The 13,376-nt window shown below is 43.7% G+C and carries 10 protein-coding genes; 2 read left to right on the plus strand and 8 right to left on the minus strand.

Translation table 11 applies throughout. The annotated features are described in order from the left end of the window. Positions 1-111 precede the first annotated feature (111 nt). The 8 genes from AC13CS_RS02235 to AC13CS_RS02270 all read right to left on the minus strand — a co-directional run bounded on the left by AC13CS_RS02235 (position 112) and on the right by AC13CS_RS02270 (position 6,302). Positions 112-498, minus strand: a complete 387-nt coding sequence (locus tag AC13CS_RS02235; RefSeq protein WP_293162636.1) for a hypothetical protein — start codon at positions 496-498, stop codon at positions 112-114. Then, the gene (locus AC13CS_RS02240) at positions 495-914 is read right to left on the minus strand and encodes a GreA/GreB family elongation factor (protein ID WP_293162633.1); all 420 of its coding nucleotides are present in this window, start codon (positions 912-914) and stop codon (positions 495-497) included. Before AC13CS_RS02240 ends, AC13CS_RS02235 begins: the two co-directional genes overlap by 4 nt. Positions 915-977: 63 nt before the next feature. Continuing rightward, positions 978-2,270 (minus strand): Glu/Leu/Phe/Val family dehydrogenase, encoded by a 1,293-nt coding sequence (locus AC13CS_RS02245; RefSeq protein ID WP_293162630.1) that lies wholly within the window; start codon positions 2,268-2,270, stop codon positions 978-980. A gap of 42 nt (positions 2,271-2,312) precedes the next feature. Then, positions 2,313-2,471 carry a hypothetical protein gene (locus tag AC13CS_RS02250; RefSeq protein ID WP_482888336.1) on the minus strand — a complete coding sequence of 53 codons (159 nt, stop codon included), beginning with the start codon at positions 2,469-2,471 and terminating at the stop codon, positions 2,313-2,315. Positions 2,472-2,500: 29 nt separating this feature from the next. Next, positions 2,501-3,103, minus strand: a complete 603-nt coding sequence (locus AC13CS_RS02255; protein WP_293162628.1) for a hypothetical protein — start codon at positions 3,101-3,103, stop codon at positions 2,501-2,503. 52 nt (positions 3,104-3,155) lie between these two features. After that, the gene (locus tag AC13CS_RS02260; RefSeq protein ID WP_293162625.1) at positions 3,156-3,662 is read right to left on the minus strand and encodes a GreA/GreB family elongation factor; all 507 of its coding nucleotides are present in this window, start codon (positions 3,660-3,662) and stop codon (positions 3,156-3,158) included. 220 nt (positions 3,663-3,882) lie between these two features. After that, entirely contained in the window at positions 3,883-5,211 is a 1,329-nt protein-coding gene (locus tag AC13CS_RS02265; protein ID WP_293162622.1) for a sigma-54-dependent transcriptional regulator, read from the minus strand. Positions 5,212-5,216: 5 nt separating this feature from the next. After that, positions 5,217-6,302, minus strand: a complete 1,086-nt coding sequence (locus AC13CS_RS02270; RefSeq protein WP_293162619.1) for a sensor histidine kinase — start codon at positions 6,300-6,302, stop codon at positions 5,217-5,219. A 768-nt stretch (positions 6,303-7,070) separates the two neighbouring features. Here AC13CS_RS02270 and AC13CS_RS02275 point away from each other — a divergent pair. Continuing rightward, on the plus strand, positions 7,071-13,184 hold the full coding sequence (locus AC13CS_RS02275) for a T9SS type B sorting domain-containing protein (RefSeq protein WP_482888337.1): 6,114 nt from the start codon (positions 7,071-7,073) through the stop codon (positions 13,182-13,184). A gap of 33 nt (positions 13,185-13,217) precedes the next feature. Next, positions 13,218-13,376 (plus strand): type IX secretion system membrane protein PorP/SprF (locus AC13CS_RS02280; RefSeq protein WP_482888338.1); only part of this gene is annotated, 159 nt, incomplete at its 3' end.

Consider the following 13,376-nt stretch of genomic DNA (forward strand, 5'->3'; position numbering starts at 1 on the left):
ATTATCAAACATTGATAATCAAATGACCTTCAAACGTATTCAAGGTTTCTAATCCTTTATTTTGAATAAATTGATATGACTACTGATGTGGACCTGTTATTAAGGTTTCGCTCAGAAACGTTCCAAGATCTTCGATAGCAACGTTAGCTTAAGCGCTGTATACGTTTTGATATGGTCCATAAAACCATCTCGATTTTTCTCATGGGCATGGAGGTAATAGGCGTCACATTCCGTTGTATCGCACTCAATGGCATTCATCATTGTCCTTTCATACCTATACAGGGTGCCCAATCGAAGTTGGTTTTCCCGTTGGACTGTCAAAAGGCTTTGGTTTACCGCAGGGGCTCCCAATAGGCGTTTTTCCAATGGAATCAAATATTGCAGTTCATTGCTGATCAACTCCATGGTTTCGATCCAATTGGCAGTCTCCAACTTATCCTTTTTAACTATAATCTGGTTTAAGGACTCATGAAAATGGGGTCTGTTCACCTGCTTCATAATACCATGTTTAGGTTTATGGGTTCATTCTCCTGTTCTACATTTTCAATGGTCAATTTTTGGTTTCCAGAAGGAAACTCCCAAACCAGTGAATCCCCCTTGGCATATCCCATGACTGCTGCTCCCATAGGGGTCAGGATTGAAATATGGTTATTTTTCACATCACTTCGGCTAGGAAGTACCAATTTGAACTTTTTGTGCCATCCATTATCGGAAATTATGGTCACCATGGCATTGAACCGGATGACATCATCCGGCATTTCCGCTTCATCCAATATCCGTGCTGTTTCCATTTCACCCACGAGCTTTTTAACCGAACTCTTAAGGGTATTGTCTTTATAGAATCCTGATAGGTTCATTAACCGTTTTAAAAGGACATATTCTTTTTTTTCAATTACTAAACTACCGTACTTCATTATTTCTTTTTTTATATTATAGTCTCCAGTACATTCATGCGGAAACCTAATTAGGTCATTGGATTATGGAAAAATACCCCTTTGGATATAGGTGTCCTCAAGTCGCTCTATGGCGATGACAAAGGCGGCCGTACGCATATCCAGGTTCTTTGTTTCTGTTTTGTACGCGACCTTGTTGAAGGACTCTCGCATTTTTCTTTCCAGTTTCTCCAAAACCTCGTCCAAATGCCATATTTCTCCGTTGCGGTTTTGCAACCATTCAAAATAACTTCCTATAACACCACCCGAATTGCATAGGATATCCGGTATAATATCAATACCTCGTTTTAAAAGGATTTCCTCCGCCTGAACGTCAGTCGGCCCATTGGCCCCTTCGGCAATCAGGCTAGCCTTAATTTTATGGGCATTGTCCACAGTAATCTGGTTGCCCAGGGCAGCAGGAATACAGATATCGCAGTCCAAACCAAAAAATTCGTTGTTGTCAAGGGGACTTGCCCCCGCATAGCCCGATATACTGCCTTTATTGGCCCTTGCATACTCCAAAAGGTCTTCTGGTGAAATGCCCTCATCATTATGGATACTTCCATAAGCATCCTGTACAGCAGTAAGTATGGCTCCTTCATTTTTTAGAAAATGGGCGGCCCAATAGCCTACATTACCAAACCCCTGTACAATGAATGTTTTGTTCTTTAGATCAATCCTTTTGTGTTCCGCCCAAAATTTGATGGTCAGGAAAACACCATAGCCCGTTGCCCGGTCTCTCCCTTCGGAACCTCCGGCACCAATCGGCTTGCCCGTAACCACATGCAGGTTCTTAGAACGTTCATTGGGTGATTTGGTAGACATATAGGTATCCAAGATCCAAGCCATCGTCTGAGGATTGGTGTTCACATCCGGTGCTGGGATATCCAGTTCCGGTCCAATATTGTCCCCAAGGGCATAGGTAAACCTTCTCGTGATTCGTTGCAGTTCGTCCTGGGAATATTTGGTAGGATCTAATTGTATTCCTCCCTTGGCCCCACCATAGGGCAATCCGGCCAAAGAGGTCTTCCAAGTCATCCACATGGCCAAAGCCCTGGCCGCGTCGATATCCACGGTGGGGTGGTAACGTAATCCACCCTTATAGGGACCCAGTGCATTATTGTGCTGAACGCGGTAGCCCGTAAAGATCTCTACCTCCCCATTGTCCATACGTACTGGAAAATGCACTACGAATTCAGTGTTGGTGACTTCCAGTATCTTTCTAATGTTGGCATTCAGTTCAATAATATCCGCTGCATTATTGAACTGGCGCATAACGTTGTCCAACATGCCTTGTTTTGGCTGCTTTCTTTTTGATGTTAACGTTGTTGTCATAAAAAATTATTTATTGGGTACGCCGTACCTACTACTTGTTTGTTAATACATTTCATCCGAAACCACTATGGTAGGTTCCTTACCATCATCCATATATTGACGATATTCGTTACATAAGTTGATATTTGACCTATTACTGCTCAAAGCACAATTTGATTGGTGAATACAGGTGGAGCATAAACTCCGTACAAATTCCTTCATGGGACTGTTTTTTATGTTATATTTTTTCATCAATGAATGGGATACAGTGTTTTGATCGGCTGAAAAACCAACATTAGTATGGAAAGCCCTATGATGATCATAAAACCGATTTCCAAATTGGACAACATTCTATTGACACTCAATGATTTTTCTGAGATTCGCGTAAGATGTCCGCTTTCTTCAATTTGAATTTCCTCAAGAGCATCCAAGGTTTTCTTTGTACTATGGATATGCTCCAAAATTTTTGATTTGTCCCCTTTCCCATATACGCTCGACAAGCCTGACGGGCCATAAAATTGTTGACGCAAGCGCTTTAAAAATTCAGCTTCCTCCCGAATCAGCTCGGTCGCAGCAAAATCATCAAGGATGGCCGTGATTTGCCCATAATGTTCATTGTTTTTTTCAATGTTTCCGGTTTCCAAAACCTCCACTTCCCTATCGTGCAGAAAATTTCTCAACTGATAGATATAATCCTGTACCACCACACGATCATCATGGATCGATTCAATCGTTTTTTGTATCGTCGAAAAATGTCTACGGTCCACCAAATTGGATCCCAGCACCAAGAAAAAGGCCAACGCTAGTACAAACCCTACCAGTATGCGTTGTTTTAATGTTAGTTTTGTATTCATATCTTTTTTATTTGGCTAACTTTCTGTTTCTAGTATCGACATCCAAATAACCCTAGGATGATTCCAACTCCAGTTCATCGAACATCTTTTCCATTAAATTCCGTTTGAATAAAGTGCGTAATTCCTTCTCCGAGATGGCCAGTCTGGTCTTGGTGTCAACTTGCTCAACCTTTGCCAAACGCAAGGAAACAAAATCACTGGGCACACCATACCTAATGATGTCCCCTTGCGATAGTCCAAGAACTGAACAGCCCAAATTGCTGAGCGCAGATTTCCTGCCCTTTGCCAAATCGACTTGATCCGGTGGTACCAATTGAAAACACTCTTCCATACCCGAGGAGCTGATAACCGAAACGGTAGAATACAGTCTTACAACCTCTGAGGGCATATTCTTTTCATACACAACAATGGCATCCAATAAATTTTCCTCCAACAAGGCCAATGCATTTTCATGGGTATAATCTTCCAAACCCAGTGGACCTTGCATATATTTTTTGACCATCAAGAAATCATATCTTTCCAAAACAAGGTTTCCGTATCTCAAAGAGTGCCTTACCATCCTTAGCGTTTTCAAATTATAGTGGTTCGGTCGGTTTTATCTCTGCCCGACCGACTCAAAACCATTCGGAACACTAAATGGCAAATGCCATGCCCTAAAAGGCAAAAAGAATAGAATTCAAAGTATGCCTCTGATTAACAGCAACTAACATGTGTAAATGAAAAAGATTGAAAAATTAGAATCGGTAAGTTTCTGACCAGTTGGTAAGAATTTGACCAAATCAATCGAGCTTGTCGCGAAGCGTTTTTCGACTGATCTTTAAAATTTCAGCTGCTTTGGTCTTGTTCCCTTTGGTATGGAGCAGCACCCGCTTGATATACTTTCTTTCCATGTCCCTTAGGGGTATTAACTCCTCGTTCGGAAAGTCTATCTCATATTTTAAAAAGTCCGGTAAGTCTTTGGTACCGATCGGGCCATCCGCCATAATAACCGCTCGTTGTACCACATTTTCAAGTTCCCTTATATTTCCCGGCCAAGGATAACGTTCCATAATTTTCAAGGCCTCGGAATCGATTCGCAACAAACGGTCCCTATATTCCATGCCGTATTTTTGGAGGAATCGATCAACAAGTAAGGGAATATCGGACTTTCGTTGGCGCAGCGGGGGTACCCTTATCTCAACGACGGTCAAACGATAATAGAGATCCTCCCTGAAGTTTTTTTTCTTGATTTCCTCCAAGAGATCCATATTTGTGGCCGCAACAATACGAAGGTCGACTTTTTCCAAGGTTCTGGAACCGACCTTTGTAATTTCCTTTTCCTGCAGTGCTCTCAATAATTTGGCCTGTACATCCAAACAGGCGTTACCTATTTCGTCCAAAAAGAGCGTACCCCCGGATGCCGCCTGAAAAAAACCATTCCGGTTTTGGTCTGCCCCTGTAAAGGCCCCCTTGGTATAACCAAACAATTCCGCCTCTTGCAAATTGTCCGGAATGGCCCCGCAGTTCACCGCAATAAAGGGCCCCTTGCTGTATTTTCCTGAATAATGTATGGCCCGCGCCACCAATTCCTTTCCAGTGCCACTCTCACCATGTATCAATACCGTTGCCCGGTTATTCTTTACCCTGTCTATAATGGTAAGCACTTGTTTGAAGGCTGTGGAATTGCCCACCATCTCCTTGAACGGTAGGTTTTGCGTTCGGGATGGAACATTTGCAACGGATGCTTGGTCCGCTCTCCCATGTTCCAATGCTCTTTCCACGGCCGTTTTGAGTTCTGCTTTTGTAAAGGGCTTGGCCATATAGTCCATGGCACCCGACTTGATCACTTCCAAGGCGCCGTCAACAGATGGGTATCCGGTAACCACCAATTTTGGCATGTTGGGATAATGTTCCTTGGCATACTTCAATAATTGAATACCATCGACTTCCGGCATTTGAATATCCGTTATCAACAGATCTATTGAAGTATCCTTTAGTATAAACAAGGCTTCCTTAACGGATATCGCCTTAAAAACATGGTAGTTGAACTCTTTGAGCCTTCTTGCCAATAGTTCCAAGATCTTGATATCATCATCTACGATAAGAATGTTCTCTTTGTTCAATGGCATGGGCGTCAATTTGGGAACTCGATGGTAAAAATAGTACCTTTTGGCACATTGGGCCTATGTGTAATGGTGCCCTTATAACTTTTGATGATTCCGTGAACGACACTTAGACCAAGACCAGTCCCTTCCCCGATTGGTTTGGTGGTATAAAATGGTTCAAATACCTTGTTTTCCTGATTAGGTGCAATGCCTTCCCCTTGATCGATGATATTAATGATAATCTTTTGTTCCCCATTAAGTATCTCTACCTTTATTTCTCCGTGTACAGGTGAGTAGTAGGCCGCGTTCATAATGAGGTTGAACATGACCTGGGTCAATTGAACCGTATTGGCCCGAATCCGGAAATCATCATTGTCGTAGGATTTGATGACCGATAATTGTTTTGCCCTAAGGGATGGCCCCATCAGACGTATCACACTGTCCACTACCTTATTTAGTTCGATCAATTCCATCTGTTGTGGCATTTCACAGGTAAAGAACATCAGTTTCTTTACGATTTCCCTACTGAAAATGGCATTGTCCAAAATCGTTTGTAAATCCCTTCTGGTCCTCGTATCGGTAGTTTCATCCAGCAACAATTCGGCAAATCCCAAAATATTGGCTAAAGGAGTGTTGAGTTCATGGGCTATTCCGGCAGTAATCTCTCCCATGATATGCAAACGATCGTTACGTTCCATTTGTCTTTTCGTTTCCTCTTCGCTATCATGGATCTGCTTGCGTTCCATAAGGTTACCGACGGCCAGGCATACATTTTTCAGTAGGGTCTGCTCTTCTGGAAGAAAGTCTTCAAGAGTGTAGGATGAAGCTGGATAACCTACGGATATGACCCCTTCTACTTTATTGAATACAATGACATCACAAGATAGGCAGGTCATTTGCTCCTTGAATCCACTGGTCTGTACCTGATATGCACCAATGGACATTGCTGCCTCGGCTTCTTCAGGAAACCGCCACCCCCTTTTTAAACAATAGGCGATGGCTTCCAAGGAAGTGGACAGTTCGTCGTATCCGGAATTCACTATGATTGAAGTGACCTCATAGAGACAAGTCAACTCTTTGACCCGTTCCTTTAACTTTTGATCGGTATTTATCATGGGTATCTAAAAATTTTGTTGATAATGAATGGTACATGGGTACCAATACTGCTGTCCAATAGTTACGAAAATGTAATCAAAAAACTTTGTAAAATATGAACTATAGTATTCGCATTGGATCGGGACTTAGGTTCAAATGGGACAATCACACTATTTTGGTTATCCATGTTTGTGCATACAGTGAGAAACAAAAATAACGATAAAAGATTTTTTTATCCTTTATGAGGCCAAAAGGATATTTGACCACTCATTTGAAAACCCTATTTTTAAACAGCAACTCTATGTTACTTTTTTTGTTCATAAACCGATAACGGCCTTTGTTCATCTGTAAACTTGAGGGTTCCATTTCCAGGGAAACCGTTCTTCCCATTTTTTTTTGGCGCCCTGCACCAACACCCCGATACCTAAGGGTTCAGTTCCAGTTCCCTGCATACCGCTGCTGCGTTACCCTCGCATAGTTCAGTGAAATGTAGTATGTGCAAGTAAACCGTGCCCGTTTTTTATGTAACAGACTAATAAATAATGGAATACATAAAAAATGTAAGATATGGAGCTAGAATATGATGGTTTCAGAATTGGTGAATACAAAGCCGACTTACAGCCAGTTCCAATTTTTTGTATTCAAACAATAATAATTTAACAATATTATACCTACAAAACAAATAAGTTTAAGCATCATAAATATCTACATTCACAACATTTATATGTAGGAAAAAGTATAATGTTATAGTATTGCCCTGTTTTAAAAAAGCTTAACACTTTTCCTTCATGAAAATAACGGCCTACTCTATTTTATTTCTATTATTTTTTAGTATCACTTCATCAGTTGTTCATGCTCAGGCACCTTCGGATGAAAATTTCGAAAGCTATCCGAATGATGGTGCTACTGTTCAAGTAGGTGCCAATGGCAGAACGGTTGGCGACTTGGTATTTTTTTCTGATTATACATCAAAACAAACTGCTATTGGTACAGATGGAACATTAGGCCAGACTGCCTTTCCTTCAAGCAACCGGTACTTTTCTTTTTTGATGCCCGAGGCGGGAACGACCATGATTGGGTTTGAATCAGCAAATGGTTCCCCTTTTAAACTCGTATCATTTGCTATCAGCAATGTAGATGGTATGACTAGTTCCAGAACTGAAAATTTCATTGTGAGGGGATTTGATGAAAACGGAGTAGAAATTGCTTCGGATAACTTAAATATGGCCGTCAGCGATGGCAGTGGTTCAATCAGTTATAACAGATTAGAATCTGTTCCCACGCTACAAGATGGCACTTTAACCTTCAACTCTGATTGGGAAAATGTACAGCGAGTAACTTTTACAGGGACGGACCCGAATGTTGGAGTAATAAATGGACCATCCTTGTCTTTTGATAACTTCGATTTTGAGCCAGCCGTTTTCCCAGCAACTGCCCCAACGGTAACCACCTCAGCTGCCTCATCCATCACCGCCACCGGAGCTACCCTAAGCGGCAACGTAACCGATGATGGCGGTGATACGGTGACAGAATATGGATTTGTGTATGCCATCAGCTCAAATCCTACCACAGCCGACAATAAAGTACAGGTTGGAAGCGGAACGGGTTCATTTTCTGAAGCTATTACCGGCCTTACTGCGGAAACCACCTATTATGTGCGCGCTTATGCCATTAATGGCGAAGGAACAAGTTATGGGAATGAGGAGAGTTTTGTGACTTCTGCTGTTTCAGGCGAAAAGTTTGATTTTGAATCGGCCACCGCTACCTATACCGGCTGGAATACCCAAACTCTGACGGTAGAAGATAATGATATCGACCCGTCATTTACGATCACGGCCACAGCGGATAATGTTTTTAAAGGTTCAGAAAAAGGATGGGCATACAATGGTTCTGAAGGACTTTATTTCGGATGGAATGCGCTCGAAACGCAGGTAGATTTTGAAATTGAAGCCGGCAATAGCTTTGACTTACAAGGATTTTATATTTCTCATCAGGGTGATTCGGATACCAATCCAACCGATTATACCCTTTCCACAGATAAAGGAAATATCACCATAAACCCACCACTGGATGGGGTGGGAGAATTAACCTATATCGATGTTGCCGGCAATGTGAATGCAGCTTATTTCCAGGATATCACTTCTTTTACGCTGCAAGCACCCAGTAGTGGAGCTTATTTTGAAATAGATGATATCATTTTAGATGATTTCCAGGTAACAACTCAACCACCCACACTGACTACATCTGCGGCTACCTCCATCACTGCCACAGGAGCCACTTTAAATGGCGATGTAACCTCTGATGGCGGCGTAACTGTTTCTGCTAGAGGTTTCGTCTATTCCAGTTCCGACAATACCCCAACTCTTGGGGAAACTGGTGTAACTGATATGTCTAATGGCAGCAGCACAGGTGTTTTTAGCGAAGCTATTTCTGGACTGAGTGCGTCCACTACCTATTATTACCAAGCCTATGCCACCAATACTGAGGGAACAACTTATGGCGGGGTGTTGAGTTTTGGAACGGATGCAGCGCCAAGTGATCAAACAACTCTGGAATTTACGGGAGGCTATCTTGCAATTGCTTCCTTTGGCCCTTCCCCACGCTCAGGAAACCTTACCATGGCCGAAGACGGGATAAATTACACTTTTGAATCAGTGGGAGGAGGAAATGGAATCGTTGCGCGAAACACATCGGGTGATGGTGACGCAATCACATTCACAATGAATCCACCACATTCATATTATAGCTTTAAACGTACAGATGGTACAAACTTTCAGCTTGAAAATATTACAATAGGGTTTAACATTAGTACAACTTCAAGTGCCACCTTGACAGGATTTGATAATGGTTCTGCAGTAAGCGGTGCGACCAAATCAATTACATTCACCCAAAATGTCATTCAAAATATAGATGTTTCCGATAACAGTAATTTTGATTCAATCGATGAGTTTAGGATTACATTTACCGGAAGTCCTGACAATAATGCTACCACTATTTTAAGTGATGTAACCTATTCACCAGCGGAAATTACCCTTAGTGCACCAACCGCATCCACCACGGCTGCGTCATCCATCACCGCGACAGGAGCCACTTTAAATGGCGATGTAACCTCTGATGGCGGCGCAACTGTTTCTGCTAGAGGTTTCGTCTATTCCAGTTCCGACAATACCCCAACCCTTGGCGAAGGTGGAGTAACTAATGTGCCTGATGATGGAAGTGGTACAGGTGTTTTTAACGAAGCTATTTCAGGACTGAGTGCATCCACTACCTATTATTACCAAGCCTATGCAACCAATACTGAGGGAACAACTTATGGCGGGGTGGTGAATTTTACAACGAGTGCTCCCAATGCAGCTCCAATAGTGGATGCCAATACCGGATTAACGGTAACAGAAGGAGAAACTGGAAATATTGATAGTGGTAAATTACATTTTAATGATGATGAAACTATGGATGATGCCCAACTGACCGCAACGATTACCAGTGCCGTTGCCCATGGGACATTGTTTCTTGATGCCAATCTTAACAATACGTTCGATTCCGGGGAAGAAGAACTTTTGGTAAACGCAACATTTACACAAGATGATATTAACAATAACAGACTCAGGTACACCAATACTGTAGGTAATCAGACCTCGGATAGTTTTGGGTTTACGCTGAGCGACCCAGACGGTGGGGAATTGACCAATCAGACGTTTAACATTACGATAAATCAGATCCCTACGGTAACAGTAAACAACGGGTTAACCCTTAATGAAGGAACAACGGAACTTATCGATTCAGGTAAATTGAACGCTACCGATGCCGAAACAGGGGGTGGCATAGATATTACATTTACTATTACCTCGGCAGTATCACACGGTATTTTGTTTATAGACTCCAATCCAAGTACCGTATTTGAGGCCGGAGATGTTGAACTGGTTGAAAATGCCACTTTCACCTTAGACGATGTTAACAATGACCGTATCAGATATACGAATACTGTTGCTGATCAGAACGCAGATAGTTTTGAATTTAAGGTAAGCGACCCAGACGGTGGTGAATTGACCAATCAGACGTTTACAATAACCATCAATTTACTTGAAGTACCAACCGTAACTACCACAACTGCCTCAGGCATTGCCCATACCGCAGCTACCCTTGGTGGTAACGTAACCGACAACGGTGGGGCATCCGTAACCGAACGCGGTATTGTTTACAACACCACAGGCACACCAACAACGGCTGACACCAAAGTGCAAATTGGTTCCGGAGATGGTAGTTTTACGCAGGAAATCACAGGGCTTACCGAGGGGACAACTTATTACGTTCGTGCGTATGCCATCAATAGCGAAGGGACGAGCTACGGCAGTGAAGTTTCTTTTGCGACCACATCCAACGATACACCTTCAGGTTCTGTAATAACAAACCAGTCTGAATGTATCAACGGTTCGATTTCGGGACTTGCTTTGACAATCACGGATACTTTTCCGGGGGACAATAACTTTGTGGTTACCGCAGCATCTTCAAATACAAGTGTGGTTGCAAATACGGACATTATAGTTACGGGAAGCGGCAATACCCGTTCCTTGGCAATAACACCTGTATTGGATGCGTCGGGAACAAGCACCATTACGGTTTCAATTGAGGATAGTTTAGGTGAAATAGGGACACAAACCTTTGATGTAACCTTTAATGATCTTATCCCGCCAACATTGACAGCAGTATCGGATAGAGAGGAAAATCTGGATGCCAACTGCAATTTTACCGTTCCCGATTATACGGGATTGACAAGCGCAACGGACAATTGTGGAACGGCGACGGTCACCCAATTGCCGAATGCGGGCACCGTGATCAGCGGGCACGGAACGGCTCAAACAATAACATTAACGGCCGATGACGGGAACGGAAATACCGACAGCACCACTTTTGATGTCACATTGGTGGACGTGACGGCCCCGACTTTGACCGCCGTAACGGATAAGGAGGAAGACTTGGATACCAACTGCAATTTTACCGTTCCCGATTATACGGGGTTGACGACCGCAACGGATAATTTTGGAACGCCCACACTAACCCAATCGCGGATTGCGGGCACCGTGATCAGTGGACACGGAACGGCTCAAACAATAACATTGACGGCCGATGATGGAAACGGGAATACCGAAAGCACCACTTTTGATGTCACATTGGTGGACGCGACTGTGCCAACATTGACCGCCGTATCGGATAGAGAGGAAGATCTGGATGCCAACTGCAATTTTACCGTTCCCGATTATACGGGATTGACGACCGCAACGGATAATTGTGGGACAGTGACAGTCAGCCAATCACCGATCGCGGGCACCGTGATCAGCGGGCACGGAACGGTACAAACAATAACATTGACGGCCGATGACGGGAACGGAAATACCGACAGCACCACTTTTGATGTCACATTGGTGGACGCGACTGTGCCGACATTGACCGCTATAACGAGTATAGAGGAAGATCTGGATGCCAACTGCAATTTTACCGTTCCAGATTATACGGGATTGACGACCGCAACGGATAATTGTGGAACGGCGACGGTCACCCAATTGCCGAATGCGGGCACCGTGATCAGCGGGCACGGAACGGTTCAAACAATAACATTAACGGCCGATGACGGGAACGGAAATACCGACAGCACCACTTTTGATGTTACATTGGTGGACGTGACAGCCCCGACTTTGACCGCTGTAACGAGTATAGAGGAAAATCTGGATGCCAACTGCAATTTTACCGTTCCCAACTATACGGGATTGACGACCGCAACGGATAATTGCGGAACGGCGACGGTAACCCAATCGCCGATCGAGGGCACCGTGATCAGTGGGCACGGAACACTACAAACCATTACGCTTACTGCCGATGATGGCAACGGGAATACCAATAGCACCACTTTCAATGTCACATTAATGGACGTTACTGAGCCAACAATAACAGTACAGAATGTTGCAATCCAATTAAATGACACGGGGTCGGTCAGCATCACAGCAGAAGCCTTTGTAGTTGACAGTTATGACAGTTGCGGTATAGCAAGCATAAGTATTGACCGTACGGATTTTGACTGTGCCGATTTAGGGGATTACACCATCATGATAGCAGCAACGGACATTAATGGCAATGTTAAAATGGAGACAGCAATACTTACCTTGACCGGAGAAGATACGGATGGGGATTCCATAGCTGATTCTTGTGACACCGATAATGACAACGACGGTACTCCGGATAACGAGGATGCCTTCCCCTTGGATGAAACTGAGGATACGGATACGGATGGCGACGGGATTGGCAATAATTCCGATATCGATGATGACAACGACGGTACTCCGGATGACGAGGATGCCTTCCCCTTGGATGAAACCGAGGATACGGACACGGATGGTGACGGAATTGGCAATAATTCCGATACCGATGATGACAACGATGGTACTCCGGATGACGAAGATGCCTTCCCCTTGGATGAAACCGAGGATACGGACACGGATGGTGACGGAATTGGCAATAACTCCGATACCGATGATGACAACGATGGGGATTCGGATGAGGATGAACTGGCAAACAATACAGATCCGTTGGACGATACCAGCTTTTTTGTTCCAGAAGAAGAAGATACACCGGTAACACCTACTTTGGTCCCCGCCCAGGCCTTTACGCCCAACGGCGACGGCAACAACGATACCTGGATGATTCCCGGCATCGAAAACTACCCAAATAATGTAGTGAAAGTTTACAACCGATGGGGACATGAGGTATTGACCACCAGATCATACAAAAATGACTGGGAAGGTTTCTACAAGGACAGAAGTGAAAAACTTCCCGCAGGTTCCTACCTATATGTCATCGACCTAGGGGACGGCAGCGCTCCATTGCAGGGCTGGATTTTCATCAACTATTAATACCAACAGAACAAAAAACACCATACAAAACAGATGAAACTTTTCAATAATATACAATTACTGGCCCTGTTCCTTGTGCTTTCCTTCTCGGTAAGCGCTCAGCAGGACCCCAACTATACCTTTTACCGCTACAACATGAACATCTACAACCCCGCCTTTGCCGGAAGCTCGGAGGCTGCCGAGCTCTCCTTG

The sequence above is a fragment of the Flagellimonas sp. B-3 genome (genome assembly GCF_056857835.1).